Consider the following 26827-nt stretch of genomic DNA (forward strand, 5'->3'; position numbering starts at 1 on the left):
GTCAGAAGTACCCCTCGCGCTTGCGGTCTTCCATCGCGGCCTCGGACAGCCGGTCGTCCGCCCGGCTCGCCCCGCGCTCGGTCAGGCGGGAGGCGGCGATCTCGGTGATGACGTCCTGCGTGGTCAGGGCGGTGGAGTCGACGGCGCCGGTGCAGGACATGTCGCCGACGGTGCGGTAGCGCACCATGCGTCTGGCGACCGGCTCGCCCTCCTTGGGGCCGCCCCAGGCGCCGGGGGTGAGCCACATGCCGTCGCGGGCGAAGACCTCGCGTTCGTGCGCGTAGTAGATCGACGGCAGTTCGATCTTCTCGCGGGCGATGTACTGCCACACGTCGAGCTCGGTCCAGTTCGACAGGGGGAAGACCCGCACATGCTCGCCGGGCGCGTGGCGGCCGTTGTACAGCTGCCACAGCTCGGGGCGCTGGCGGCGGGGATCCCAGCCGCCGAACTCGTCGCGCAGGGAGAACACCCGCTCCTTGGCCCGCGCCTTCTCCTCGTCGCGGCGCCCGCCGCCGAAGACGGCGTCGAAGCGGTGGCGGGCGATGGCGTCCAGCAGCGGCACGGTCTGCAGCGGGTTGCGGGTGCTGTCGGGGCGCTCCCGCAGCTCGCCGCGGTCGATGAACTCCTGTACGGAGGCCACGTGCAGGCGCAGGCCGTGCGCGGCGACCGTGCGGTCCCGGTAGGCGAGGACCTCGGGGAAGTTGTGCCCGGTGTCCACGTGCAGCAGCGCGAAGGGCACCGGCGCGGGCGCGAAGGCCTTCAGCGCCAGGTGCAGCATGACCACCGAGTCCTTGCCGCCGGAGAACAGGATCACCGGCCGCTCGAACTCGCCCGCCACCTCGCGGATGATGTGCACCGCCTCCGACTCCAGCACGTCCAGGTGCGAGAGGGCGTACGGACTGTCCGTCGTCGTCACAGCAACCCCCTCTCACCCAGCAGCGCGTGGAGCTCGGCCGCCGACTCCTCGACGCCCTGTTCGTGCGCGGCGATCCGCAGGTCCGGGGCGTCCGGCGCCTCGTAGGGGTCGTCGACGCCCGTCAGGCCGGAGATCTCGCCCGCCGCCTGCCGGGCGTACAGGCCCTTCACATCGCGTACGGAGCACACCTCCACCGGCGTCGCCACATGCACCTCCACATAGCCGGTGCCGCGCGCCCGGTGGAGCTCGCGCACCGCCTCGCGGGAGTCGGCGTAGGGGGCGATGACCGGTACGAGCACCGTCACGCCGTGCGCGGCCAGCAGCTGGGCCACGAATCCGATCCGTCGCACATTGGTGTGCCGGTCCTCGCGCGAGAAGCCCAGCCCCGCCGAGAGGAACTCGCGGATCTCGTCGCCGTCCAGCACCTCCACCCGGCGGCCCTCGCCGCGCAGCCGTTCCGCCAGCGTGCGGGCGATCGTCGTCTTGCCCGCGCTGGGGAGGCCGGTGAGCCACACCGTGGCGCCCACGCTCATGTCGTTCTCCCTGTCATTCGTGCAGCCCGCATTCCGTCTTGCCCCGGCCCGACCAGCGACCGGCGCGCACATCCTCGCCCTCTCGTACCCTGCGGGTGCACGGAGCACATCCGACGGACGCGTAGCCGTCCATCAGCAGCGGGTTGGTGAGCACGCCGTGCTCGGCGACGTAGGCGTCGACGTCGTCCTGGGTCCAGCGGGCTATCGGCGCGACCTTGACCTTCCCCCTGCGGGCGTCCCAGCCCACCACGGGGGTGCCGGCCCGGGTGGGGGACTCGTCGCGGCGCAGCCCGGTGGCCCACGCGTCGTATCCGGCCAGGCCCCTGGTGAGCGGCTCGACCTTGCGCAGGGCGCAGCACCGGTCCGGGTCGCGGTCGTGCAGCTTCGGCCCGTACGCGGCGTCCTGCTCGGCGACGCTGTGGCGCGGGGTGATCGTGACGACGCGGACGTCCATCACGGCCTCGACCGCGTCGCGGGTGCCGAGGGTCTCCGGGAAGTGGTAGCCGGTGTCCAGGAAGACCACGTCGACGCCGGGGAAGGCGCGTGCGGCGAGGTGCGCGACCACGGCGTCCTCCATGGAGGACGTCACGCACAGGCGCTCGCCGAAGGTGTCGGCCGCCCAGCGCAGGATGTCGAGCGCGGGGGCGTCCTCCAGCTCGCGGCCCGCCCGCTCGGCGAGCCGCCGGAGCCGGTCGGCCGGCAGGTCCTCGTCATATGCGGTCATGGGATGTCCCCTCGGCCACGCCCCGGGCGAGGAGCCCGAGGAACGCCAGCCGGAACGCGCGGTTGCACGCGCCGCACTCCCAGGTGCCATGGCCCTGTTCGGAGGGCCGCAGGTCCTCGTCGCCGCAGTAGGGGCAGTAGAAGGGAGCCGCTCGTTCGCTCATGAGAGGTCCTCCTCCGCGGCGCGTCCGACCCACGCGGCGAACCGCTCGCCGTCCTCGCGCTGTTCGCTGTAACGGGTCAGTACGCGCTCGATGTAGTCGGGCAGCCGGTCCGCGGTGACCTTCAGGCCGCGCACCTTGCGGCCGAACCCCGCCTCGAGGCCGAGCGCGCCGCCCAGGTGGACCTGGAATCCCTCGACCTGCCGGCCGTCGTCGTCCAGGACCAGCTGGCCCTTGAGACCGATGTCCGCGACCTGGATGCGGGCGCAGGCGTTGGGGCAGCCGTTGACGTTGATGGTGACGGGCTCGTCGAACTCCGGGAGCCTGCGCTCGAGTTCGTCGATGACCCAGGAGCCGCGTGCCTTGGTCTCCACGATGGCCAGCTTGCAGAACTCGATGCCCGTGCAGGCCATCGTGCCGCGCCGGAAGGGCGAGGGGGAGACCCGCAGGTCCAGCGCCTCCAGGCCCGCCACCAGGGAGTCGACCCGCTCGCCCGGCACGTCGAGCGCGATCATCTTCTGTTCGGCGGTGGTGCGCAGCCGGCCCGAGCCGTGCTCCTCGGCGAGCTCCGCGATCTTCGTCAGGGTGGCGCCGTCGACGCGGCCGACCCGGGGCGCGAAGCCGACGTAGAAGCGGCCGTCCTTCTGCCGGTGGACTCCCACGTGGTCCCGCCACCGCTCCACCGGCTGCTCGGGCGCGGGCCCGTCGAGGAGCGGGCGGCGCAGGTACTCGTCCTCGAGCACCCGCCGGAACCTCTCCGGCCCCCAGTCGGCGACGAGGAACTTCAGCCGGGCGCGGTTGCGCAGCCGGCGGTAGCCGTAGTCGCGGAAGATGCCGATGACTCCACCGTAGACGTCGGCGACGTCCTCCAGCGGCACCCAGGTGCCCAGCCGGACGCCGATTCTGGGGTTGGTGGACAGGCCGCCGCCCACCCACAGGTCGAAGCCCGGCCCGTGCTCGGGGTGGCGGACGCCGACGAACGCGACGTCGTTGATCTCGTGGGCCACGTCCAGCAGCGGCGAGCCGGAGACCGCCGACTTGAACTTGCGGGGGAGGTTGGAGAAGTCCTTGTTGCCGATGAAGCGGCGCTGGATCTCCTCGATGGCGGGCGTTCCGTCGACGATCTCGTCCTCGGCGATGCCGGCGACCGGCGAGCCCAGGATCACTCGGGGGGTGTCGCCGCAGGCCTCGGTGGTCGACAGGCCGACGGCCTCGAGCCGTCGCCAGATCTCCGGGACGTCCTCGATACGGATCCAGTGGTACTGGATGTTCTGCCGGTCGGTGATGTCGGCGGTGCCGCGGGCGAACTCCTGGGAGACCTCGCCGATGACGCGCAGCTGGGCGGTGGTCAGCCGGCCGCCGTCGATGCGCACCCGGAGCATGAAGAACTCGTCGTCCAGCTCCTCCGGTTCGAGCACCGCGGTCTTGCCGCCGTCGATGCCGGGCTTGCGCTGGGTGTAGAGCCCCCACCAGCGCATCCGGCCGCGCAGGTCGCTGGGGTCGATGGAGTGGAAGCCGGCCTTGGAGTAGATCGTCTCAATGCGTGTCCGCACATTGAGACCGTCGTCGTCCTTCTTGACCTGTTCGTTGCCGTTGAGCGGCGTGAAATGGCCGACGGCCCACTGGCCCTCGCCGCGGTGACGGCCGGTTTTGCGCCGGGGTGGGGCGGCTGAAGGGGAGTTCGAAGCGATGTCAGCCATGGAGAAATGTCCTTAAGGTCCACATACGTCCGCAATGATGGGCGCAAGGGGAGGAGGAAAGGGCGTCCCGGCCGCGCGACGAAGGGGGCGGCGGGGGAGAACGGTGGTGCTGTGACTGTCAGCCCGCCGGACAGATGGCGCTGGACATGCGACCGAGGTCGACGTGACGTCGACTCACCAGGGCAACTCCAGCGCGGGACATGACGGAAGCGTGGCACGGCGGTCTTCGGCCAGTCCACTGTCGTCCGTATGATGAGAAGAGCCGTCTTGAGATGCGAGACGGCTCTTCGGTGACCTCGGATGGTCCGTGGCTTACGCGGTCTCGCCGCGCCGCGCGCCGGGCCATGGGCCGGGCGGCGGAGTGTCCGGTTCGTCCTCGGTCTTCGTCTCGAACACCCGGAAGCCGCGCCGCTCGTAGTTGGCGAGCGCGTGCGGACCGTCCTTGCTGCAGGTGTGCAGCCACACCCGCTTCGTCGGCTCCCGGTCCGGCCACCGCTCGGCCAGGTCCCAGGCCCGCGCGGTGCCGAACGACAGCAGGTGCCCGCCGATGCGGCGGCCCTGGAAGCGCTCCATCAGCCCGAAGTAGACGATCTCCACCGTCCCCTCCGGCTGCGGGTCCAGCTCGACGTACCCCGCGGGCGTCCCGTGCTCGTACGCCACCCAGGTCTCCACCCCCGGCCGCTCCAGGTGCGCGAGCCACCGCTCGTAGGTCCACGGCAGCCGGTCCGTCCAGGTGTGGTCACCGCCCACGGCCGTGTACAGGAAGCGGCTGAACTCCGGCGAGGGCACCTCCGCCCGCTCGATCCGGACCCCGGACGAGGCGTCCGGAACGCGGACCGGACGCAGGTCGGCCGGCGAGGTCTGTTCCATGGACCAGGTGGTCACGGTCGTCGTCGTGCTCTTACTCATGCACCGCACCCCATCACACCCCCGTCCTTCCACCCTCCTCCAGGTCCCGCCGCGCGGCCAGCACCGCCGGGGCCGTCGAGGCGGGCAGCAGGTCGGCGGCCCGGTGCGGCGCCAGCAGCCGGACGTCCAGCCCGTCCGCGAAGCGGTACGGGCGGTGGCCGAGCACCCCCGCCAGCGTGCGCCGCATCCGCGACAGCTCCGCCCGGACCGTCACCGTGCGGGTGGCGTCCCCGAAGAGGTCCGAGGCCAGCTCGGCGGCCGTCCGCCCGGCGCGGTGCCGGGCCAGGACGTAGAGGACCTCGGCGTGGCGCGGGCTGAGCTCGTGCGACCACTCGCCCGCGCCCCCGGAGACGGTGACCGTCCAGTCGTGGGGACGGCGCAGGTCCAGCACCAGCCGGCCGGGCGGGGCGTCCTCGCCGTCCCCCTCGTCGACGCGCACCAGCCAGCCGTCCGGGAGCGGTTCTATCGAGCACGGGCCGAGCGACGGCAGCCACACCCGCCCCGGCCGCACCTGCCGGGGCAGCAGCACCCGGCTCACCGGGGCCATCCCCGTCACCGCCGCCGTCCAGCCGTCGCGGTCCACCGCCAGCGCCCGGCCGCCGACCCGCGCCAGCATGGGCGCCGCGACCGCGCGCAGCCGGTCGACCGACTCCCAGTGCCGGGCCCGCAGCTCCGCCTCGGACACCTTGGCCACGGCGGTCACCAGGGCGAGCGTGGTGGGGTTGAAGGCGGACGCGGGACCGCTGACGTTCAGCACGCCCAGCAGCCGCCCGTCGCGCGGGTCGTGCAGTGGCGCCGCCGCGCACGTCCACGCGTGGTGGGTGCGGACGAAGTGCTCGGCGGAGTGCACCTGCACCGGGCGGCGCTCCACCAGCGCCAGACCGATCCCGTTCGTCCCCACCACCTCCTCCGTCCAGGAGGCCCCCACCTCGAAACCCAGCCGGTCGGCGCTCCTGCGCACCCCCGGGCTGCCCTCCCGCCACAGCAGCCGGCCCTCGGCGTCGGTGACGACGATCAGATGGCGCACGGCGTCGGCCGCCTCGAGCAGGCCCTCGCGCAGCTGCGGCAGCAGCACCCCCAGCGGGGAGGTGTGCCGCAGGTGCTCCACCTCGTCCACCGGGATCAGCGGCACGGACAGGCCCGCGTCCGGGTCCACCCCGTGCCCGCGCGCACGGTGCCACGACTGACCGATCACGGTCCGCGGCCGCGCGGGGGGCCGCGCGCCGGAGAGCGCGGCCTCGCGGACCGCGGGAAGCAGAGCCGTGTCGATTGGTATGCGCTTCACGCTGCAATGGTGCCCAACGAGGGGCCGCACGTGGAGGGTCATCCGCGATATTGCAACGCCATGCAACCATTGCGAACCACCCCGCCCCGGGCGGAAGGTGACGGTGAGCGGCCGGAGGGTGGTGCCGAGTCGGCGCAGCACCACCCTCCACGGCCCCCCGCCGCCCCCCGCCCGCGCCCCCGGCCGCCGGGGGCGAGCGGAACGAGCGACCCGCCCGCGGCGGATACGGTTAGGGCGTGCAGGCAGCAAAAGAACATTCGGGCCGGCAGGTCGGCCGGCTCCACCGGGCAAGGGCCTTGTATCGCAACGTCTCCAAACGCAGGATGGCCTGGCTGCTCCTGAAGGACACGGTCAACTCCTGCATGGAGTACCGCGTCACGGGGCTCGCCGCGGAGGCGGCCTTCTTCACCCTCCTGTCGCTGCCGCCCCTGCTGCTGGGCCTCCTCGGCCTGCTGCGCTACCTGGACGACTGGACGGGCACCGACACCATCGGCGCCATCCAGGAGAACATCCTCGCCGCCTCCTCGACCGTCCTGTCCGACAAGGGCACCAAGGAGATCGCCGAGCCGCTGGTCCAGGACGTCATCAAAATCGGGCGTCCCGACGTCATCTCCATCGGCTTCGCCATCGCCCTGTGGTCCGGCTCCCGGGCCGTGAACGTCTTCGTCGACACCATCACGATCATGTACGGGCTCGAGGGCAAGCGCGGCATCGTCCGCACCAGGCTGCTGGCCTTCCTCCTCTACATCGTCGCCCTCGTCGTCGGGGCGGTGGCGCTGCCGCTGATGGTGGCGGGGCCGGAGGCGGTGGTGGACATCGTGCCCTGGAGCGCGGACGCCGTCCGCTTCCTGTACTGGCCCGTCGTCATCGTGCTGTCCATCGCCTTCCTCACCACGCTCTACCACGTGTCCGTCCCGGTCCGCTCGCCCTGGGCGGAGGACATCCCCGGGGCGCTCGTCGCGCTGGCCATGTGGGTGCTCGGCAGCCTCCTGCTGCGCATCTACCTCACGCACACGGTCGAGGGCGTGACGATCTACGGCTCGCTGGCGGCGCCCGTCGCGGTGCTGCTGTGGATCGGCGTCTCCGCCTTCGCGGTGCTCGTCGGCGCCGCGGTCAACGCCGCGCTGGACCGGGTGTGGCCGTCGGTCACCACGGCCGCCGCCCGCGCCGAGGTCGACCGCCTGCGCGAGGCCGCCGCCGCCCGGGCCGCCTACGAACGGGCCGCGATGGCCCTGGTCCACGAGATGGAGGACGACCCCTACGACCCCTACGACCCGGAGGACGGGGTGATGGGCCAGGACCGTGAGCCGCCCTCGGAGTTCCCCGAGCGCTGGGCCCAGTTCCTGCCCCCCGAGGATGTGCGCTCCCGGCTGACCAAGCCCGAGCAGCCGCCCCGGCAGGGGCCCCGGCACGCCAAGCACCGGCGCGAATAGCGCCGCGGAAAACCGGTGGTGACGCCGCGGGGGGAGCGCTTACGATCCCCGGGCAAGAAGGAAGCGCTCCACAGGAGGTGAGTATCGCGATGACTGTCGTTGCGACGGGCCGTGCCCGCACTCGGAAGCAGATTCATCCCACCTCCCTCCTGAAGGACCATCGTCTTGTCCGAGCTCACTTCCGCACGCCCGCTGACCGCCTACGGCTGGGACGCGGGGTTCGCTGACAGCTTCGCCCCGCACGCCGCCCAGGGGTGGGTGCCCGGGCGGATCGTCCGGGTCGACCGCGGCCGCTGCGACGTCGTCGTCGCCGACGGCGACGGCACCCGCCACGCCCTGGCCGACACCGCCCTCGTCACCACCGGCGACCCGCTGGCCATCATGTGCACCGGCGACTGGGCCGCCGTCGACCCGGCCGCCGGGTACGTCCGGGCCCTGCTGCCCCGGCGTACGGCCTTCGTCCGGTCCACGTCCTCCCAGCGGTCCGAGGGCCAGATCCTCGCGGCCAACGTCGACCACGCCGTCATCGCCGTCTCCCTGGCCGTCGAGCTCGACCTCGGCCGGATCGAGCGGTTCCTCACCCTGGCCTGGGAGAGCGGCGCCACCCCGCTCGTCGTGCTCACCAAGGCCGACCTCGTCCCCGACGCCACCGTGCTCGGCCATCTGCTGGCCGACACCGAGGCGGCGGCGCCCGGGGCCCGGGTGCTGGCCGTCAGCGCGGAGACCGGCGAGGGCGTCGACGTCCTCGCCGCCGTGCTGGCCGGCGGCACGTCGGTGCTCCTCGGCCAGTCCGGGGCCGGCAAGTCCACGCTCGCCAACGCCCTCGTCGGCGAGGAGGCACAGGTCGTTCAGGCCACGCGCGACCGGGACGGCAAGGGCCGGCACACCACCACCACGCGCAACATGCTCCCCCTGCCCCACGGGGGTGTGCTGATCGACACCCCGGGGCTGCGCGGGGTGGGGCTGTGGGACGCCGAGGCCGGCGTCGCCCGGACGTTCGCCGAGATCGAGGCCCTCGCGGCGGACTGCCGCTTCCACGACTGCGCGCACGAGAACGAACCGGGCTGCGCGGTGCTGGCCGCGGCCGACAGCGGGGACCTGCCCGCGCGCCGGCTCGACAGCTACCGCAAGCTGACCCGGGAGAACGCCTGGATCGCCTCGCGCACGGACGCCCGCCTGCGCGCGGAGATGCGCCGCGACGTGAAGCGGAAGCAGGCGGAGGGCAGGCGCTGGTCCGAGGTGAAGCGGGGCGGTTCCCGCTAGCCTCCGCCGCCCCTCGGCAGCACCACGCATGGCCCTCGCCCCCGGGCGAGGGCCATGTCCGATTCCCGCCAGTGACTCCCGTGGCGCCGGCGCAGACTGGAACGCATGACGGACACCGCAAGCCGACTCGACGACTCCCGCTACCAGGCGGTGAGCAGCAGGGACGCCCGCTTCGACGGCGAATTCTTCACCGCCGTGAGGACCACCGGCATCTACTGCCGGCCCAGCTGTCCGGCGGTGACCCCCAAGCGCCGGAACGTGCGCTTCTACCCCTCGGCCGCCGCCGCCCAGCGGGCCGGGTTCCGGGCCTGCCGGCGCTGCCGTCCCGACACGGCCCCCGGCTCCGCCGAGTGGAACGTCCGCGCCGACCTGGTCGGCCGCGCGGTGCGGCTGATCGGCGACGGCGTCGTCGACCGCGAGGGCGTCGCCGGCCTCGCCGCCCGGCTCGGCTACAGCTCCCGCCAGGTCAACCGCCAGCTCACCGAGGAGCTGGGCGCCGGACCCGTGGCCCTGGCCCGGGCCCAGCGCGCCCACACCGCACGGGTCCTGCTGCAGACCACCGCGCTGCCGGTCACGGAGATCGCCTTCGCGGCGGGATTCGCGAGCGTGCGGCAGTTCAACGACACGATCCGGGCCGTCTACGCCCTTACCCCCAGCGAACTGCGCGGCCGTTCCGGCGCCCCCGCCGGCCACGCGAGCGCCGGCGTTCCGCTGCGGCTGGCCCACCGGGGCCCGTACGCCGCCCGCCAGGTCTTCGACTTCCTGGAGCGGCGGGCCGTCGCCGGCATCGAGGAGACGACCGGCGCCCCGGGCGCCCGCCTCTACCGCCGCACCCTGCGGCTGCCCTACGGCACGGGCGTGGCCGAGGTCCGGGAGCCCGCCGCGGCGGGCCAGGGCGACTGGCTCGACTGCCGGCTGCACCTGACCGACCCCCGCGACCTGTCGACCGCCGTCCAGCGCGTCCGTCGGCTCTTCGACCTGGACGCCGACCCCTACGCCGTCGCCGAGCGCCTGGGTGCCGACCCCCACCTGCGGGCGCCGGTGGCCGCCCGGCCCGGGCTGCGCTCGCCGGGCGCGGCCGACGCGGAGGAGCAGGCGGTGCGGGCCGTGCTGGGCCAGCAGGTCTCCCTGTCGGCGGCGGCGAAGCTCGGCGCCACGCTCGTGGCCGCGTACGGCAAGCCGCTGGCCGCCCCCGACAGCACGCTCACCCACGTCTTCCCCGAGCCCGCGACGCTGGCCGACGCCGCCCTGGACGAGCTGGGCATGCCCGACGCCCGCAGGCGCACATTGCGTACCCTCGGCAGGGCCCTGGCGGACGGCACGGTCCGCCTCGACGCGGGCGCCGACCGGGAGGCCGCCGAGCGGGCCCTGCTGGGCCTTCCCGGCATCGGGCCGTGGACGGCCGGCTACATCCGGATGCGGGCGCTGGGCGACCCGGACGTGTTCCTGCAGGGCGACGCGGGCGTGCGCCACGGGCTCGCCGCGCTGGGCGCCGGCCCCGCCGACGCCGAGGCCTGGCGGCCCTGGCGCTCCTACGCCGTGCACCACCTGTGGACCGCCGCCACCGACCGAACCGCAGCGAAGGACGACTGACCATGCTGTACACCGAGATCGACAGCCCGCTGGGCCCGCTGCTGCTCACCGGCCGGCCCTCCGCCACCGCCCCGGGCGGCACGGCGATCGCGTCCCTGTCCGTACCGGGACAGAAGAACGCCCCGGCCCTCGGGTCCGCCTGGCACCGCGAGCCCGCCGCCTTCGCGGAGGCCGCACGGCAGCTGGAGGCCTACTTCGCCGGGCGGCGCAAGGACTTCGCCCTTGAATTCGACGTCCAGGGCACCGCATTCCGCCGCACGGTGTGGGACGCGCTCGACTCCGTGCCGTACGGCGCCACCACGAGCTACGGGCAGCTGGCCGCCCGCATCGGCGCCTCGCGCGTCGCCGTCCGCGCGGTGGGCGGGGCGATCGGCGCCAACCCGCTGCTGGTGCTGCGGCCCTGCCACCGGGTGATCGGCGCGGACGGCTCGCTCACCGGCTACGCGGGCGGCCTGGAGCGCAAGCGGCTGCTGCTGGACCTCGAGGGGGCGGCCGTCTGAGCCGCGGCGCGGTGCGGGACGCCGGGCGCCCCGCACCGCGCGCCCTCAGCGCCGCTCGGTCCAGCCGTGCTCGGCCGCGTGCCGGCCCAGCTGCAGCCGGGTGGTCACCCCGGCCAGCTCCATCAGCCCCTTGACCCTGCGCTGCACGGTCCGCAGGCCCAGCCCCAGCTGCTTGGCCACGCTGGCGTCCGTCAGGCCCTCCAGCAGCAGCCACAGGATCCGCAGGTCGGCGGGGTCGGGGCCGGCCAGGGCGCGGCCGGGGGCGGCGGGCAGCGGCGGCCGGCCCTCGTGCCAGACGTCCTCGAAGAGGTCGACCAGCGCGTCCAGCAGCGGGCCGGAGCGGACGAGGAGCGCGGCGGACTCGGCGGTGCCGGAGGCCAGCGGCAGCAGGGCCGTGCCCCGGTCGGCGATGACCAGCTCGGCGGGTATCCGGTCGACCACCCGCAACCCGCCGGAGTGCGCGCCGAGCTCCGCCGTGGCGTGTTCGACGACCGTGCGATGCGGGACCGCGCCCGGGTCGTCCGGGACGCCGGTCCATGGTCTCTCCGTCAACCCCCATGGCCTGCCCGTCAACATGGCGCACACTTCTTCCGCCGCGCCGCGCCGCAGCCGCGCCAGTCGGCGGGCCACCGCCTCGCCTCCCGTCACCACCTCCACCGCATCCCGCTCCGACGGCCATTCCCCCTGCGCCGTCTGCCGGATGGCGTTCAGACCCATGGCACCGAGCACGCCTCATCCCTCCCCATTCCCTCAGCCGTGTTCGCGGCTTCGGACATCATCCCTGGGGTGGTGTTCGCCGTGCACTCTTCCCGTATGCCCCGCAGTGTGGACAATAAGGGCATGAGTCAGCAGGGGGACCATTACGCCGAACAAGAGGACGCCTGGTGGCGCGAGTTGTACGGCAGGAGTGAGCCCGACACGGCAGGCGCCGCATCCACGGGCGACAGCCTCGACGAGAGATTCTCCTCCGCCTCGGCGGTGGTGGGGCCGGAATCATCCCGTCCGAGGGCCGAACCGAGGCGGCCGAGGATCACCGAGCCACCCGGCGGGCCCGTTCTGGGGCCGCCGTCCGTGTCCCCGGCAGGGCTCTCGCCCGCCCTCTCGCGCGGCGTGCCCCGGCAGGCGAAGCGCTGGCCGGCCACCCCCAACGGCACCCTGCCCGTCCCGGCCCACCAGTCGCCCGGCTTCGACGGCCCGCCCGAACTCCGCCCGCCCGCAGGCCCCGTGCCCCGGCCCGACGGGCCGCCGCCCCCCGATCCCCGGACCCGGGTCTCGCCGCCGCCCGTGCCGCCCCTGCTCGTGCCCCGCGACGCGCGCGAGCCCGCCGACGCGCCCGGGCCGGCCCCGGCGGAGGACGGCGACGGAGGCCCGGACGACGCGGGGATCATGGACATCGCCGAGGTCACGGGCGTCGCCGAGACCACGGGCGGCTCCGGGGTGACGACCGCCGAGGCGACGGCAGCCACGATGACGGACCGCGCCGGAACGCCGGGCGTCCCCGACGTCACGGGCCCCCGGGACATCGCCGGCATGGCCCTCGGCTCCGGCCTCCCCGGGCTCGCCGACCCCTCGGAGGCCGCCCGCGCCTCCGGCGCCGCCGAGGTCTCCGAGCCGCCGCCCCCGGCCGACCGCCGGCCCGCGCGCCGCGAGGGCGCGCGCCTGCGGGCCGCCGACTTCGTGGGCCGCCGCCCGCCCACCTACGAGCCCGAGCCCACCGCCTGGCCCCCGGCCGACCCCGGCGGCCTGGAGGACCTCGTGCCGGACACCGTGCTGGACGGCGCCCGTTACGGCGCGATGACCCTGCGGGCCACCTCGCTGCGCGGCGACTCGGCGCGCTTCCGCGGGGAGCCCCGCCGGGACGCCCTGCTCACCGCGCGGTTCGGGACCGGCGAGGACGCGCTGCTGCTCGTCGCCATGGCCAGTGGCGCCCGCGCCGCCGAGGGCGCCCACCGCGCCGCACGCGAGATCTGCGAGTGGATCGGCGGCGCCGTGGGCCGCAGCCACGCCCGGCTCGCCGAGGACATCCACGCCGGCCGCCGGGACGAGCTGAAGTCGGGGCTGCACCGGCTCACCGACCGCACCTACGGCCGCCTGCGCGGCCGCGCGGCCGCACTGGGCCTGAGCCCCTCGGAGTACACCGCCGGGCTGCGCTGTCTGCTGCTGCCCGCCGACGTCCGCTGCCGCACGCGCGTCTTCTTCGGCGTCGGCGGGGGCGGGCTCTTCCGGCTGCGCGACGGGGCCTGGCAGGACCTGGACCCCGAGCCGCGCGCGCCGGAGTCCGCCGGAGAGCTCGCACCGGGCCGCGCGGACGCCGTGGGCGCGTACGACCCCGCCGACCGGATCACCGTGGACCTCGGCATCCCCACGCCCGGGACCACGCCGGTCATCGACCCCGACGAGGTACCGAGCGAGCCCTTCCGCTTCCGCGCGTCGATCGCCCGCCCCGGCGACGCCCTGCTGCTGTGCACGGCGGGCCTGGCCGACCCTCTGCGGGGCGAGCCGGAACTGAGCGTACGGCTGGCCGAGCGGTGGGCCCGGGAGGAGCCGCCGGGGCTGGCGGAGTTCCTCGCGGACGCCCAACTGCGCGTCAAGGGATACGCCGACGACCGTTCCGCGTGCGCGGTCTGGGAGGTTTAGCGCGCCCACGTCCCCGGCGATATCGCCGGTCCCCGGCGCCGCGCCCCCTGGCAGTTTTCCGCGCGGCGCACAAGAGGTGCCCGCATCTCGCTCGTATCACCATGTTGATGCGTCAACAGGCGTCGTTCCGCCGGGCGTGGGGCATGCATTTGCCGTGAGCGTGTTCGATGCCGGGGCGCCGGGGAGGGGTCGGGGCGGCGAGGGATGAAGCGGCGGACTGCACACTGGGCGGGCGCGGAGCGGCGTGAGGACGGGACGGGGTCGGCCGACGGCACGGTGCGGGAGGAGGCGGGGGAGAGCGATCCCCCGGCGGCGGGGCCGCTCTGGGAAAGACGGCTCCGGCGCAAGGACGTGAGGGCCGTGGCGGAGGTGCGGGCGGAGCTGCGCGCGCTGCTGGCCGGTTGGGGCGGGCCCGGGCGGGCGGAGACCGCGGAGTTGCTGACGAGCGAGCTGGTCACCAACGCGCTGGTGCACACCGACGGCGGTGCCGTGGTCTCGGTCCGGTTCGACGGCGGTCCGGCGGCCCTGGCCACGGGGCGGCTGAGGGTGGAGGTGCGGGACTTCCTCGCCCGGCACCCGCGTGCGCCCACGCCGGGGGCCCGGGCCGACAACGGCACCGGGCCCTTGGCCAGCCAGGAGGCCGCCACCTCCGGACGTGGCCTGTCACTCGTCCACGCCCTCGCCGACGGGTGGGGCGTCCGGGCCCACGGCGTGGGCAAGGCCGTCTGGTTCGAGCTGGACGCCCAGGAGCCCTGAGCCGGCGTCGCGCGACGGCTCAGGGCGGGCGAGCGTCAGCCGAACTGGCGCTCGATCTGGGCGAGTTTGGCCTCCAGCGAGTCGAGCCGCGGAATGGCCTGGGTGTCGTCCTCGGCGGTGAGGTCGATGGGGTCGGACCTGCCCACCGCCTGGAGCTGCCGGGAACGTACCGGAAGCTGCCCCTCGACTATGGAAGGCTCCGGCCCGGCCTGTGACCCGATCTGGGCGGCGGCGGGCACCGCGGGGCCGGTCACCTCGACCTGCCGGCCCCCGCGAGGGCGCCCCCACACGCGGTGCTGACGGTTGTACGCCTTGATGCGGGCCCGCTCGAGCTTGCCCGCCTCCCGGCGGCGCTCCCGGTGCTGGGCGCGCTGGCGCTTGTCCTCGCGGACCTCCTCGACGGCCTCGTCCAGCGACCGTACGCCCTCCAGGAGCATCAGCGACCAGGCGCCGAAGGTCTCGCGCGGCGCCCGCAGCCATCGCACTATCCGGATCTGCGGCAGTGGGCGGGGCACCAGGCCCTGCTCGCGCAGCGCGGCCCGGCGGGTCTGCTTCAGCGCCCGGTCGAAGAGCACGGCCGCCGACAGCGACATGCCGGCGAAGAACTGCGGAGCCCCCGCGTGGTCCAGCCCCCGGGGTGCGTGCACCCAGTTGAACCAGGCCGCGGCGCCCGCGAACGTCCACACCAGCATGCGGGAGCCGAGCGCCGCGTCACCGTGGCTCGCCTCGCGCACGGCCAGGACCGAGCAGAACATCGCGGCCCCGTCGAGGCCGAACGGCACGAGGTACTCCCAGCCGTCGGTCAGCCCCAGGTTCTGCTGACCGAAGCCGACCAGCCCATGGAAGGAGAGGGCCGCGGCGACGGCGGCGCAGCAGAAGAGAAGTACGTACGAGGCGCTGCCGTAGATGGCTTCCTTGCGGCGTCTGCGCTCCTCATTGCGCTCCCAGGAGTCCGCGCCGGCCGCCGTGTCCTCGGGGCCGGTCCGCCGGCCGCGCGCGTACACCGTCACCGCCACCACTGCCCCGATGAGCGCAACGGCACTGGGAAGCACCCAATTCAGCGGTATGTCGGTCACTCTCATCTTGCGTCCCTTGCATGCAGTACGGGGTTTCGCGCGCCATCCTGACGGAACCCGGCCGCATGCCAAGGGGTTTCACGGCAACTCGCCGCGAATGGACGGCAAGGATATACGGAGAGCTACGAATAAATTCGAACGCCCTTCAAAGGGAAGGGAATTGAGTTCTATTCAATCCACTGGATGGAGTGGCGTGAACGCTTCAGCAGGCTGACAGCCGTGCGACGCGGACGGCGTCGGCGGTGCGCGGACAGGTCATGCAGGCGTCCTCGGGCCGCAGCGTGTAGAAGAAGCAGCAGCTGGCGCGGTCGCGGGTGGGGAACGTCCGCCCGCCGGGCCCGGTCAGCTCGCGGAAGGCCGCGCTCCCGACGTACGGGGCCGTGGCCCCCGGCAGCAGCAGCTCCAGCTCCCGCCGGGCCCGCTCCTCCTCGCCGAGCAGCCGCCCCAGGTGCCACAGTCCCTCGGCGGTCTCGTCGGTCGCCATGCCCCACAGCGCCCGGGGGCCGCGCCGCATGCGCGGCCCGAAGGCCTCCAGCACCGGGGAGAGGTGCGCGGCCACCGCGGTCCGCAGCTCCCGGCGCAGCGCCTCGTCGTCCGTCACGGTCGTGGCCCGGGGGTGCGCGGCGGCCGGGTCGCCGGGCAGGCAGGTGAACTCCCCGGCGTCCGCCGTGATCCGGCCGTCGGCCCGGTGCAGGGAGATGGCCCGCCCCGGCAGCCGGGGCACCCGGCGGTCGAGGAACCAGGGGAGGGTGAACAGGAGGCAGACGTGCCAGGCGTAGCGGTGCAGCCCGAAGCTCGCCACCACGTCCGGGCGGGCCCGCAGGCCGTAGTCGCGCAGCACCTGAGCCTCGTCCCAGGCGAGGTAGGCGTCCAGCTCGCCGCCGCCGGCCGCGAGGCCCGCCGCCGTGACCCAGCCGTCGCCGTGGCCCGGAGGGCCGGTCACGACGGTCACCGCCGGGAGGAGCTCCGTCATCCGGGCGTAGGCGCCCGCGAGGGGAGAGCCGGAAGGGACGGGAGAGGCAGCAGGCATGGAAGGGACCACCGAATCCCGATCGTTGGCAGGTAAGCCTTACCTTACCCAGGTCGATCGGGGTTTGAACTGCCGCACAAGCCGCCTATCGTTCCCCCAGAGACCAGGAGGAACCCCAATGGAGCAGGGCAGACCCCACACCGCGGTGCCGCGGCCCGCCGCCGGTGTGCCGCGGCAGGCCACGCCGGGCGCGCGGGGGGAGCACACGCACGACGAGAGCCAGTTCATCCGCCGGGCGCCGCAGCGGTACTCCGTGCGCGGCCAGGTGCTCGACGCCCTCCGCAAGGCCCTCGTCAGCGGCGAGCTCGTGCCGGGCGAGGTCTACTCCGGTCCCGTGCTGGGGGAGCGCTTCGGGGTCTCCGCGACGCCCGTGCGTGAGGCCATGCAGCAGCTGGCGCTCGAGGGCGCCGTCGAGGTCGTCCCCAACCGCGGCTTCCGCGTCGCCAGCCGCACCCCACGCGACCTCGCCGAGCTGGCCGAGGTCCGGGCCCTGCTCGAGGTGCCCGCCCTGCTGCGGCTGGCCCGCACGGTGCCCGCCCGGCGGTGGCAGGAGCTGCGGCCGCTCGCCGTGACGACGGCGGCCGTCGCCGCCGCTGGCGACCGGGCGGCGTACGCGGAGGCGGACCGGGCCTTCCACGGGGCGCTGCTGGAGCTGTCGGGAAACCGCCAGCTCGCGATCGTCGCCGGCGAGCTGCACCGCCGGGCGCAGTGGTCGGGCGCGGCCGACCCGGTGGCCGACGCCGCCGAGCACCTCACCCTGCTGGACGCCCTCGCGGCGGGCGACCTCGCGGCCGTCGAGGCGGTGGCCACGCGCCACTGCGGCCCGGCCCCGGGCGCGTAGCCTCCCGCCCCCCTCCTACGAGGCCGGGGCCGGGGCCGGCCGGCCCAGCCGGTCCGCCAGCCAGGCCGGGACGCCGCCGAGCAGCCGGACCAGCCGGCCGGCCTCCGCGCGCAGGCGTGCCGCCTCCGCCTGGTCCGGCAGCACCGCCGCCAGGGAGGCCAGCGCCGGGGCGATGCCCACCAGGTAGCCCAGCTCCTCCCGGATGCGCAGCGACTCGGCGAAGCCGTGCCGGGCGTCCGGCAGCCGGCCGTCGTGCTCGGCCATGGCCGCCACGTGCCGCCAGGTGGACGACAGCAGCAGCCGGTGGCCGTGCGCGGTCGCCCCTGTGTGGGCGCGCTCGAAGGCGGCGGTGGCGTCGGAGGGGTTGTCGGACAGGTGCTGGGCGATCAGGCCGCGCCGGAAGTCCAGCAGCGGTCGGGTCGGGGACCGCGGCGCCAGCAGCGCCGCCGCCCGCCCCAGCGCCGCCCGGGCCTCGTCGGCACGGTCGCGTACGCCCAGAAGAGTGGCGGCGTACGCCAGGTGGCCGCGCTCGCAGGCCGCCGCCCCGCGCTCCTCGTCGTCGGTGGCCAGGGCCTCGGCCGAGCGCAGCGAGTCCTCCGCCGCCTCCCAGCCCTCGCCGGTGAACACGCACCGCTCGACCAGCACCGCCGTGCGCCGCAGCGCCACCCCCGCCTCCGTGGCGGCCCGCGGGGCGAGCAGCGCGGCGGCGTCCTCCCAGCAGGCCCTCGAGCGCAGCCGCCAGACCGCTCGTTCGAGGGGGTCGCCCCCCTCGGTGTGTGGCTCCGACAACCCAGAATTCCGCATGGCGGTGTCCGCCACAGTGCCCTCCCCAAGCGCGCCGTCGAGCTGGAAGCCTGCTCCGATCTCAGCACGAGGACCCGGGCGCGGCCAAGGGTCAGGTGTGAACCAGTTCACAAACTCGGCACCGGGTGCGCGGCCCGCGACTCCCCCCGCGAAGATTACCGAAGAACTCCCGCTCCCTGAGCGGTAGTCCGCTCATGTGACGAGGGAAGAGCGGGGGTCGCGCCGGCGGCCGTCAGCTCATCCGCAGGGCCAGGAAGAAGTCGAGCTTGTCCTCCAGGCGCGACAGGTCGCGGCCCGTCAGCTGCTCGATGCGCCCCACCCGGTACCGCAGCGTGTTGACGTGCAGGTGCAGCCGCGTCGCGCAGCGCGTCCAGGAGCCGTCGCAGTCCAGGAACGCCTCCAGCGTGGGGATGAGCTCGGCGCGGTGGCGGCGGTCGTAGTCGCGCAGCGGGTCCAGCAGCCGGGCGGTGAAGGCGCGGCGCACGTCGTCGGGGACGAAGGGCAGCAGCAGGACGTGCGAGGCCAGCTCCTGGTGGCCGGCGGCGCACACCCGGCCCGGGCGGGCGGCGGCGACGCGGCGGGCGTGCCGGGCCTCCTCCAGGGCGCCGCGCAGGCCCTCCGCCGAGTGGACCGAGGCGCTGACGCCGAAGGTCAGTCGGCCGTCGTCGGCCAGGCCCGCGGTGAGCGGCTCGCGCACGGAGGCCAGCAGGGCGTCGGCGTGCAGGCCGGCCGGCACGGACTCCTCGGTCCCGGTCAGCTCGGCCGGCAGCGGCACCAGGGCGACGGCCTCGTCGCCGGTGTGGGCGACGGCGATGCGGTCGGAGGGCTCCGGGCCGGAGGCCCGCGGGTCGACCAGCACCTCTTCCAGCAGCGCCTGAGCCACCGGGCCGCCGGGGATGTCGCCGTCCTCCCACTCCACGCGGGCCACGACGACCTGCCAGTGCGGGGCCGTGCCCAGGCCCGGCAGCAGCACGGGGGCCGCCACCCGCAGCCGCGCCGCGATCTCGGCGGGCGCGGCGCCCGCCTGGACCAGCTCCAGGACCTCCTGGGCCAGCCGGCGGCGCACCGTACGGGCGGCGTCGCGCCGGTCGCGCTCGACGGCGATCAGCTGGGTGACGCCGTGCAGCAGGTCGAGCCGCTCCTCCGGCCAGTCGCCGGCGTCCGCCTCGACGGCCAGCAGCCAGTCGGAGAGCACCGTCTCGCGCACGTCCCGCGCGGAGGAGGCGCGGCCGCTGCTGCGAACGGGGAAGAGGGAGTACGTGCTGCCCGCCAGGCTCACCCGGTGCGGGCCGCGCCGGCCGCCGCGGGAGGCGGCCAGGTGCTCGCCGGCGAGCGCGGCGCCGACGGCGGCGGGCAGGTCGGGGCCCGCCCCGGCCAGGGAGGAGCCGGCGATCTGCCGGCCGGTGGGGGAGAGCACCCAGGCGCGCAGGTCCAGGTCGGAGCCCAGCAGGTCCAGGACGACCTCGGGGCCGCCGCCCGCAGGGCCGCCCGTCATCAGCCGGCGGTGCCGGTCGACCACGGCCGCCAGGTCCCCGGCGCGCTCGCTGGAGACCTGCCGTACGACGTGCTCGGTGATGGAGGCGAAGGAGACCGTCTCGTGCACCGAGAACAGCGGCAGCCGGTGCCGGGCGCAGGCCTCGATCAGGTCGTCGGGGGTGGAGGCGATCTCCGCCTCGCCCGCGGCCAGCCCGGCCACTCCGGCGGACGTGAGGATCCGCACGAACCGTTCGGAGTCGGCCGGCTCCCGCCTCCAGGCGAGGCCGGTCAGGACCAGCTCCCCGCCGGAGAGGTAGCGGCTGGGGTCGCGCAGGTCGGTGGTCATCACGCCGCGGACCGTACGGTCCAGCTCGTCCTCGCCGCCGAGCAGCCGCAGGCCCAGCGCATCGGTCTCCAGCAGTGCGCGCAGCCGCATCGTGGGTCGCCGCCGATCTGTCTTCTTGTCACCAGTGGAATGCAGTGAGGTTTCTGAACCCCGTCTTTCGTTCGAATCTACAAGACGGGGGCCCTGGCCAGCCAACCGCTTCATGTTTTCGGTGACTGCACCGGTCGGGTGAGGCATCGCTGTACTGGCCGTGCGCCGCGCTGACGACGCTCCCGGACGCCTCCGGGCCCCTTCGGGAACAGCCACGAGCGAGACCGCCCGCAGCCCCCCTCGAGAAGAGAACGCCCATGGACTTCCTGCGCCCCGCCGACTGGGAGGAGGCGCTGGCCGCCAAGGCCGCGCACCCCACGGCAGTGCCCATCGCGGGCGGCACGGACGTGATGGTCGAGATCAACTTCGACCACCGCCGGCCGGAGTACCTGCTCGACCTGAACCGCGTCGGCGAACTGTACGAGTGGCAGACCGACGGCCCCGACGTCCGCCTCGGCGCCGCCGTCCCCTACACCCGCGTCATGGAGCACCTGCGGGCCGAGCTGCCCGGCCTCGCGCTCGCCGCCCACACCGTCGGCTCCCCGCAGATCCGCAACCGCGGCAGCGTCGGCGGCAACCTCGGCGCCGCCTCCCCGGCCGGCGACAGCCACCCCGCGCTGCTGGCCGCCGGCGCCGACGTCGAGGTCCAATCCGTGCGCGGCACCCGGCTGATCCCCGTCGAGGAGTTCTACACCGGGGTCAAGCGCAACGCCCTCGCGCCGGACGAGCTGATCAGGGCCGTACGCATCCGCAGGGCCACCGGCCCGCAGCAGTTCTCCAAGGTCGGCACCCGCAACGCCATGGTCATCGCCGTGTGCGCCTTCGGCGTCGCCCTGCACCCGCACGGCCGCACGATACGCACCGGCATCGGCTCGGCGGCGCCCACGCCCGTACGGGCCCGCGTCGCCGAGGAGTTCCTGGCCGCGGCCCTGGAGGAGGGCGGGCTGTGGGAGTCGGGGGGAGCCGTACCGCCGTCGGTGGCGGCCCACTTCGCCGAGCTCGCCGCCGGCGCCTGCAACCCCATCGACGACGTGCGCGGCAGCGCCGCCTACCGCAGGCGCGCCGTCGCCGTCATGGCCCGCCGCACGCTGGGCTGGGTCTGGGACGAGTACCGCCACAGCCAGGGAAGGGGAGCCCGGTGCGCGTGACATTCACCGTCAACGGTCGCCGACGGGAGGCCGACGACGTCTGGGAGGGCGAGAGCCTGCTGTACGTGCTGCGCGAGCGGCTGGGGCTGCCCGGCTCCAAGAACGCCTGCGAACAGGGCGAATGCGGCTCCTGCACCGTGCGTCTGGACGGCGTGCCGGTCTGCGCCTGCCTGGTGGCGGCGGGCCAGGTCGAGGGCCGCGAGGTCGTCACCGTCGAGGGCCTGGCGGGCCGCTCCGGTACGCCGGAGGGGGAACTCTCCGTGGTCCAGCGGGCGTTCGTCGACGCCGGCGCCGTCCAGTGCGGCTTCTGCACGCCCGGCCTGCTCGTCGCCGCCGACGACCTGCTCGAGCGCGTCCCCGAGCCCTCCGACGCCGACATCCGCGAGGCCCTCTCGGGCAACCTGTGCCGCTGCACCGGCTACGAGAAGATCCTCGACGCCGTGCGCCTGGCCGCCGCCCGCACCGGACAGGGGGGCTGAGGCGTGCGCGACACCACCCCCGCCATCCCGGCCCAGGGCGGCCGCACCAGGGACGGCATCGGCGAGTCCACCCCGCGCCCCGACGGCGTCCCCAAGGTCACCGGCGAGTTCGCCTACGCCTCCGACCTGTGGCACGAGGACATGCTGTGGGGCTTCACCCTCCGCAGCCCGCACGCCCACGCCCGCATCCGCTCGATCGACGTCTCCGCGGCCCTCGCCACGCCCGGCGTGCACGCCGTCATGACGCACGACGACCTGCCCGCCGCCACCCGCTACGGGCTGGAGATCCAGGACACCCCCGTCCTCGCCGACGGCGTGGTGCGCCACCACGGGGAACCCGTCGCCCTCGTCGCCGCCGACCACCCCGAGACCGCCCGCCGCGCCGCCGCCAGGATCACGGTCGACTACGAGGAACTCCCCGTCGTCACCGACGAGAAGTCCGCCACCGCCCCCGGCGCCCCCGTCCTCCACCCCGGCCGCACGGACGCCCACGCCGCCCATGTCGCGCACCCCAACATCGTCCACCGCCAGCCCGTCGTCCGCGGCGACGTGGCCGCCGCGAAGGCCCGGGCCGAGGTCGTCGTCACCGGCGAGTACGAGATGGGCATGCAGGACCAGGCGTTCCTCGGCCCCGAGTCGGGCCTGGCCGTGCCCGCCGAGGACGGCGGCGTCGACCTCTTCATCGCCACCCAGTGGCTGCACGCCGACCTCCGCCAGATCGCCCCCGTCCTCGGCCTGCCCGAGGACAAGGTCCGCATGACCCTCTCCGGCGTCGGCGGCGCCTTCGGCGGCCGCGAGGACCTGTCCATGCAGGCCCACGCCTGCCTGCTGGCACTGCGCACCGGCCGCCCCGTGAAGATCGTCTACAACCGCTTCGAGTCCTTCTTCGGCCACGTCCACCGCCACCCCGCCAGGCTGGCCTACGAACACGGGGCCACCCGCGACGGCACGCTGCTCTACATGACGTGCCGCATCGTGCTCGACGGCGGCGCCTACGCCTCCTCCTCCCCGGCCGTCGTCGGCAACGCCGCCTCCCTCTCGGCGGGCCCCTACGAGATCCCCCACGTCGGCATCGAGGCCCTCGCCCTCTACACCAACAACCCGCCCTGCGGCGCCATGCGCGGCTTCGGGGCGGTCCAGGCCTGCTTCGCCTACGAGGCCCAGATGGACAGGCTCGCGGCCGCGCTGGAGATGGACCCGGTCGAGTTCCGGCGCCGCAACGCCATGACGCAGGGGTCGGTGATGCCCACCGGACAGGTCGTGGACGCCCCCGCGCCCGTCGCCGAACTCCTGCGCCGCGTCAAGGCGATGCCCCTGCCGCCGGAGCGCCAGTGGGAGAGCGCCGGCGGCGCACCGGACGTACGGGCGCTGCCCGGCGGGCTGTCCAACACCACCCACGGCGAGGGCGTCGTACGCGGGATCGGCTACGCCGTCGGCATCAAGAACGTGGGCTTCTCCGAGGGCTTCGACGACTACTCCACCGCCCGGGTGCGGCTGGAGACCGTCGGCGGCGAGGCCGTGGCCACCGTCCACACCGCGATGGCCGAGGTGGGCCAGGGCGGCGTCACCGTCCACACCCAGATCGCCCGCACCGAGCTGGGCGTCGCCCGGGTCGTCCTCCACCCCGCCGACACCCGCGTCGGCTCCGCCGGCTCCACCTCCGCCTCCCGGCAGACCTACGTCACCGGCGGCGCGGTACGGCGCGCGTGCGAGAAGGCGCGGGAGGAGGTGCTCGAGCGGGGCCGGGCGCGGTTCGGGACGTACCATCCGGCCTGGGCGACCGCCGAACTCCTGCTGGAGGACGGCAAGGTGGTCACCGACGGCGGCGAGGTCCTCGCCGACCTCGTCGACGTGCTCGGGGACGAGGCCGTCGAGGCCGAGGTGGAATGGCGGCACCGCCCCACCGAGCCCTTCGACCCGCACACCGGCCAGGGCTTCGGCCATGTGCAGTACTCCTTCGCCGCGCACCGCGCGGTCGTCGAGGTCGACACCGAGCTCGGCCTGGTCAAGGTCGTCGAGCTGGCCTGCGCCCAGGACGTCGGCAAGGCGCTCAACCCGCTCTCCGTCACCGGCCAGATCCAGGGCGGAACCACCCAGGGCCTGGGCCTCGCCGTCATGGAGGAGATCGTCGTGGACCCGGTGACCGCCAAGGTCCGCAACCCCTCCTTCACCGACTACCTGATCCCCACCATCCTCGACACCCCCGCCATCCCCGTCGACATCCTCGAACTCGCCGACACCCACGCCCCCTACGGGCTGCGCGGGGTCGGCGAGGCCCCCACGCTCTCCTCGACGCCCGCCGTCGTGGCGGCCGTCCGCCAGGCCACGGGCCTGGCCCTGACGCGGGTGCCGGTGCGGCCGGAACACCTCACGGGCACCTGACCCCACAGCGTCGTCATCCGTTTCGTCTCGGGCCGTCCCCCGGGTCGTGCAGCCCCCACCGGACCCTGGAGCAGGCACCATGACCTACGCACCCGCCCGGCACCCCACGGCGGCGGGCCCGCGCCCGTCCGCCGGACGGTCCCGGCTCGACCGGTACTTCCACCTCACCGACCGGGGGTCGACCGTCGCCCGCGAGGTGCGCGGCGGCATCACGACCTTCATGGCCATGAGCTACATCCTGCTGCTCAACCCCCTGATCCTGTCCGGCCCGGACGCCGCCGGGCGCACCCTCGGCCGGGCCGCCCTGATCACCGCCACCGCCTTCGCGGCCGCGCTCTCCACCCTCCTGATGGGCCTGATCGGCAGGGTGCCGCTCGCGCTCGCCGCCGGGCTGGGGGTCTCCGGGGTGCTCTCCACCCAGGTCGTCGCCCACCTGACCTGGCCGCAGGCGATGGGCATGTGCGTCCTGTACGGCGTGATCATCATGCTGCTGGTCCTCACCGGGCTGCGCGAGCGGGTCATGAACGCCATCCCGCAGGCGCTCAAGCACGCCATCACCATGGGCATCGGGATGTTCATCGCCCTGATCGGGCTGGTCAAGGCGGGCTTCGTGCACGCCGCGTCGTCCGGCGGCCCGGTCACCCTGGGACCGGCCGGCGAGCTGGCGGGCTGGCCGGTGCTGCTGTTCTGCGTCACCCTGCTGCTGATCTTCATGCTGCAGGCGCGGGAGGTCCCCGGAGCGATCCTCATCGGCATCGTGGCCGGCACGATCCTCGCCGTCGTCGTCGACGCGGTGGCCGACCCCGGCCCGAAGACCTGGCAGAACGGCCGGCCCGCGCTCGAGGGAGGCGCGGTGTCCATGCCGGACTTCTCCCTCTTCGGGCAGGTGGAGTTCGGCGGCTGGGGCGCGGTCGGCGGGGTCACCGTCGCGATGATCGTCTTCACCCTGGTGCTGGCCGGCTTCTTCGACGCCATGGCCACGATCATCGGCGTGGGCACCGAGGCGGGCCTGGCCGACGAGCGGGGCCGGATGCCGGGCCTGAGCAGGGCGCTGCTCGTCGACGGCGCGGGCGGCGCGATCGGCGGGGCGGCGGGCGCCTCGGGCCAGACGGTCTTCGTGGAGTCGGCGACCGGGGTGGGCGAGGGCGCGCGCACCGGCCTGGCGTCCGTCGTCACCGGCCTGCTCTTCACCGCCTGCCTGTTCTTCACCCCGCTCACCCGGATCGTGCCCGGCGAGATCGCGGCGGCGGCGCTGGTCGTCATCGGCGCCATGATGGCCGGCCAGGCCCGGCACATCGACTGGACCGACCGGGCGGTGTCCGTCCCGGTCTTCCTGACCGTGGTGCTGATGCCGTTCACGTACTCCATCACGGCCGGCGTCGGCGGCGGCGTCATCGCGTACACGGCCATCAAGGCGGGCCAGGGCCGGTGGCGCGAGCCCGGCGCCTTCCTGTGGGCGCTGAGCCTGGTCTTCGCGGGCTACTTCGCCCTGCACCCCATCGAGCACTGGCTCGGCGTGAAGTGACGCGAGCCCGCAGCGACATGAAGTAGCGACATGAAGTAGCGACATGAAGTAGCGACATGAAGTAGCGACATGAAGGAGAGCGACGCCGTGCTGGACATCGCCGAGGAACTGAGCCGCTGGTGCGAGGAGGGGCGCGACGCCGCCGTCGCCACGGTCGTGGCCGTACGCGGCAGCGCCCCCCGGCAGCCCGGCGCCGCCCTCGCCGTCGACGCCGGCGGCACGGCGATCGGCTCCGTCTCCGGCGGCTGCGTGGAGGGCGCGGTCTACGAGCTGTGCCGCGAGGCGCTGCGCACGCGACGGCCGGTGCTGGAACGGTTCGGCTACTCGGCCGAGGACGCGTTCGCCGTCGGCCTGACGTGCGGCGGGGAGATCGACGTCCTCGTGACGCCGCTGGAGGCCGTACCGGCCGCGGCGCTGCGCGCGGCGGCGCGCGGCGACCGGGTGGCGCTGGCCCGCGTGACGGCGGGCCCGCCCGGCACGCTGGGGCGCGCCCTGCTCCTGCGCCCCGACGGCACCGCGCACGGCACCCTGGGCCCGCCCGCCCTGGACCACGCCGCGGCCGCCGAGGCCCGGGCCCTGCTGGACGCGGGCCGTACGGGCACGGTCGACCTCCGCGAGGACGGGGTGCGGCTGCTGGTCGAGTGCAGCGTGCCGCCGCCGCGCATGCTCGTCTTCGGCGCCATCGACTTCGCGGCCGCGCTGGTGCGGGCGGGGACGTTCCTCGGCTACCGCGTCACCGTGTGCGACGCCCGCCCGGTCTTCGCGACGCCCGCCCGCTTCCCGGAGGCCGACGAGGTCGTCGTGGACTGGCCGCACCGCTACCTCGCCACCCAGGACCTCGACGCGCGCACGGCCGTGTGCGTCCTCACCCACGACGACAGGTTCGACGTGCCCCTGCTGGAACGGGCGCTGCGGCTTCCGGTCGCGTACGTCGGCGCCATGGGCTCGCGCCGCACCCACGAGCGGCGCCTGGAGCGGCTGCGCGAGGCGGGCCTGGGCGAGGCGGAACTGGCGCGGCTGCGCTCCCCGATCGGGCTCGACCTGGGGGCCCGTACGCCCGAGGAGACGGCCCTGTCCATCGCCGCGGAGATCGTCGCGGTCCGGCGCGGGGGCTCGGGCGGGCCGCTCACCGGCGGGCGGACGCCCATCCACCACGAACCGCGTCCGGCCGGGGCCCGGGGAACGGCCGTGGAGTGCCCTGTGTAACGATGCGTCGCACTC

At 74.7% G+C, this 26827-nt stretch carries 25 protein-coding genes; 12 read left to right on the plus strand and 13 right to left on the minus strand.

Annotated features, from left to right (window positions below):
• Position 1 precedes the first annotated feature (1 nt).
• The 8 genes from cysD to AB4K12_RS11180 form a co-directional block, all read right to left on the minus strand.
• On the minus strand, positions 2 to 916 hold the full coding sequence (gene cysD / locus AB4K12_RS11145; RefSeq protein WP_368434050.1) for a sulfate adenylyltransferase subunit CysD: 915 nt from the start codon (positions 914 to 916) through the stop codon (positions 2 to 4).
• On the minus strand, positions 913 to 1449 hold the full coding sequence (cysC, locus tag AB4K12_RS11150) for an adenylyl-sulfate kinase (protein ID WP_368434051.1): 537 nt from the start codon (positions 1447 to 1449) through the stop codon (positions 913 to 915). Before cysC ends, cysD begins: the two co-directional genes overlap by 4 nt.
• Positions 1450 to 1462: 13 nt before the next feature.
• Positions 1463 to 2173: a phosphoadenylyl-sulfate reductase gene (locus AB4K12_RS11155; RefSeq protein WP_368434052.1), complete on the minus strand. Its 711-nt coding sequence runs from the start codon at positions 2171 to 2173 to the stop codon at positions 1463 to 1465.
• On the minus strand, positions 2160 to 2336 hold the full coding sequence (locus AB4K12_RS11160) for a hypothetical protein (RefSeq protein ID WP_368434053.1): 177 nt from the start codon (positions 2334 to 2336) through the stop codon (positions 2160 to 2162). Before AB4K12_RS11160 ends, AB4K12_RS11155 begins: the two co-directional genes overlap by 14 nt.
• The gene (locus AB4K12_RS11165; protein WP_368434054.1) at positions 2333 to 4033 is read right to left on the minus strand and encodes a nitrite/sulfite reductase; all 1701 of its coding nucleotides are present in this window, start codon (positions 4031 to 4033) and stop codon (positions 2333 to 2335) included. The genes AB4K12_RS11160 and AB4K12_RS11165 overlap by 4 nt, the downstream gene beginning before the upstream one ends.
• A gap of 118 nt (positions 4034 to 4151) precedes the next feature.
• The gene (locus AB4K12_RS11170) at positions 4152 to 4379 is read right to left on the minus strand and encodes a putative leader peptide (RefSeq protein ID WP_368434055.1); all 228 of its coding nucleotides are present in this window, start codon (positions 4377 to 4379) and stop codon (positions 4152 to 4154) included.
• A complete protein-coding gene (locus tag AB4K12_RS11175; RefSeq protein WP_368434056.1) occupies positions 4346 to 4942 on the minus strand; it encodes a GNAT family N-acetyltransferase in 597 nt (198 codons plus the stop codon). Before AB4K12_RS11175 ends, AB4K12_RS11170 begins: the two co-directional genes overlap by 34 nt.
• Positions 4943 to 4955: 13 nt before the next feature.
• Positions 4956 to 6227, minus strand: coding sequence for a GAF domain-containing protein (locus AB4K12_RS11180; protein WP_368434057.1), 1272 nt, complete (start codon positions 6225 to 6227; stop codon positions 4956 to 4958).
• 236 nt (positions 6228 to 6463) lie between these two features.
• Here AB4K12_RS11180 and AB4K12_RS11185 point away from each other — a divergent pair, with 236 nt between their 5' ends.
• The 4 genes from AB4K12_RS11185 (at position 6464) to AB4K12_RS11200 (ending at position 11016) form a co-directional block, all read left to right on the plus strand.
• Positions 6464 to 7660 carry a YihY/virulence factor BrkB family protein gene (locus tag AB4K12_RS11185; protein ID WP_368434058.1) on the plus strand — a complete coding sequence of 399 codons (1197 nt, stop codon included), beginning with the start codon at positions 6464 to 6466 and terminating at the stop codon, positions 7658 to 7660.
• A gap of 165 nt (positions 7661 to 7825) precedes the next feature.
• On the plus strand, positions 7826 to 8923 hold the full coding sequence (gene rsgA / locus AB4K12_RS11190) for a ribosome small subunit-dependent GTPase A (RefSeq protein ID WP_368434059.1): 1098 nt from the start codon (positions 7826 to 7828) through the stop codon (positions 8921 to 8923).
• Positions 8924 to 9028: 105 nt separating this feature from the next.
• Positions 9029 to 10516, plus strand: a complete 1488-nt coding sequence (locus tag AB4K12_RS11195) for an AlkA N-terminal domain-containing protein (RefSeq protein ID WP_368434060.1) — start codon at positions 9029 to 9031, stop codon at positions 10514 to 10516.
• A 2-nt stretch (positions 10517 to 10518) separates the two neighbouring features.
• A complete protein-coding gene (locus tag AB4K12_RS11200; RefSeq protein WP_368434061.1) occupies positions 10519 to 11016 on the plus strand; it encodes a methylated-DNA--[protein]-cysteine S-methyltransferase in 498 nt (165 codons plus the stop codon).
• A 45-nt stretch (positions 11017 to 11061) separates the two neighbouring features.
• Here the strand turns inward: AB4K12_RS11200 and AB4K12_RS11205 are convergent, their stop codons facing one another.
• The gene (locus tag AB4K12_RS11205) at positions 11062 to 11745 is read right to left on the minus strand and encodes a helix-turn-helix transcriptional regulator (RefSeq protein WP_368434062.1); all 684 of its coding nucleotides are present in this window, start codon (positions 11743 to 11745) and stop codon (positions 11062 to 11064) included.
• A 111-nt stretch (positions 11746 to 11856) separates the two neighbouring features.
• On the opposite strand from AB4K12_RS11205, the gene AB4K12_RS11210 reads away from it, so the two are divergent.
• Positions 11857 to 13653, plus strand: a complete 1797-nt coding sequence (locus AB4K12_RS11210; protein WP_368434063.1) for a protein phosphatase 2C domain-containing protein — start codon at positions 11857 to 11859, stop codon at positions 13651 to 13653.
• A 204-nt stretch (positions 13654 to 13857) separates the two neighbouring features.
• Positions 13858 to 14409 carry an ATP-binding protein gene (locus AB4K12_RS11215; protein WP_368434064.1) on the plus strand — a complete coding sequence of 184 codons (552 nt, stop codon included), beginning with the start codon at positions 13858 to 13860 and terminating at the stop codon, positions 14407 to 14409.
• A gap of 35 nt (positions 14410 to 14444) precedes the next feature.
• Here AB4K12_RS11215 and AB4K12_RS11220 read toward each other — a convergent pair whose 3' ends face one another.
• Both AB4K12_RS11220 and AB4K12_RS11225 read right to left on the minus strand, forming a co-directional pair.
• A complete protein-coding gene (locus AB4K12_RS11220; RefSeq protein WP_362249840.1) occupies positions 14445 to 15491 on the minus strand; it encodes a DUF2637 domain-containing protein in 1047 nt (348 codons plus the stop codon).
• 196 nt (positions 15492 to 15687) lie between these two features.
• Positions 15688 to 16515: a (2Fe-2S)-binding protein gene (locus AB4K12_RS11225; RefSeq protein WP_368434065.1), complete on the minus strand. Its 828-nt coding sequence runs from the start codon at positions 16513 to 16515 to the stop codon at positions 15688 to 15690.
• Between the two features lie 118 nt (positions 16516 to 16633).
• On the opposite strand from AB4K12_RS11225, the gene AB4K12_RS11230 reads away from it, so the two are divergent.
• Entirely contained in the window at positions 16634 to 17356 is a 723-nt protein-coding gene (locus AB4K12_RS11230) for a GntR family transcriptional regulator (RefSeq protein WP_368434066.1), read from the plus strand.
• A 15-nt stretch (positions 17357 to 17371) separates the two neighbouring features.
• Here AB4K12_RS11230 and AB4K12_RS11235 read toward each other — a convergent pair whose 3' ends face one another.
• On the minus strand, positions 17372 to 18160 hold the full coding sequence (locus AB4K12_RS11235; protein ID WP_368434437.1) for a hypothetical protein: 789 nt from the start codon (positions 18158 to 18160) through the stop codon (positions 17372 to 17374).
• 232 nt (positions 18161 to 18392) lie between these two features.
• On the minus strand, positions 18393 to 20072 hold the full coding sequence (locus tag AB4K12_RS11240; protein WP_368434067.1) for a PucR family transcriptional regulator: 1680 nt from the start codon (positions 20070 to 20072) through the stop codon (positions 18393 to 18395).
• Positions 20073 to 20329: 257 nt separating this feature from the next.
• Between AB4K12_RS11240 and AB4K12_RS11245 the strand changes: the two genes are divergently transcribed.
• The 5 genes from AB4K12_RS11245 (at position 20330) to AB4K12_RS11265 (ending at position 26812) form a co-directional block, all read left to right on the plus strand.
• Positions 20330 to 21220, plus strand: a complete 891-nt coding sequence (locus tag AB4K12_RS11245; RefSeq protein WP_086568083.1) for a xanthine dehydrogenase family protein subunit M — start codon at positions 20330 to 20332, stop codon at positions 21218 to 21220.
• Positions 21211 to 21699: a (2Fe-2S)-binding protein gene (locus AB4K12_RS11250; protein WP_368434068.1), complete on the plus strand. Its 489-nt coding sequence runs from the start codon at positions 21211 to 21213 to the stop codon at positions 21697 to 21699. The genes AB4K12_RS11245 and AB4K12_RS11250 overlap by 10 nt, the downstream gene beginning before the upstream one ends.
• A 3-nt stretch (positions 21700 to 21702) precedes the next feature.
• Positions 21703 to 24081, plus strand: coding sequence for a xanthine dehydrogenase subunit D (gene pucD, locus AB4K12_RS11255; RefSeq protein ID WP_368434069.1), 2379 nt, complete (start codon positions 21703 to 21705; stop codon positions 24079 to 24081).
• 79 nt (positions 24082 to 24160) lie between these two features.
• Positions 24161 to 25606, plus strand: coding sequence for an NCS2 family permease (locus AB4K12_RS11260; RefSeq protein ID WP_368434070.1), 1446 nt, complete (start codon positions 24161 to 24163; stop codon positions 25604 to 25606).
• A gap of 87 nt (positions 25607 to 25693) precedes the next feature.
• Positions 25694 to 26812, plus strand: coding sequence for an XdhC family protein (locus AB4K12_RS11265; RefSeq protein ID WP_368434438.1), 1119 nt, complete (start codon positions 25694 to 25696; stop codon positions 26810 to 26812).
• The last annotated feature ends 15 nt before the right edge of the window (positions 26813 to 26827 follow it).

This window comes from Streptomyces sp. C36, from assembly GCF_040932295.1.
In the GTDB taxonomy this organism is placed as follows: domain Bacteria; phylum Actinomycetota; class Actinomycetes; order Streptomycetales; family Streptomycetaceae; genus Streptomyces; species Streptomyces triculaminicus.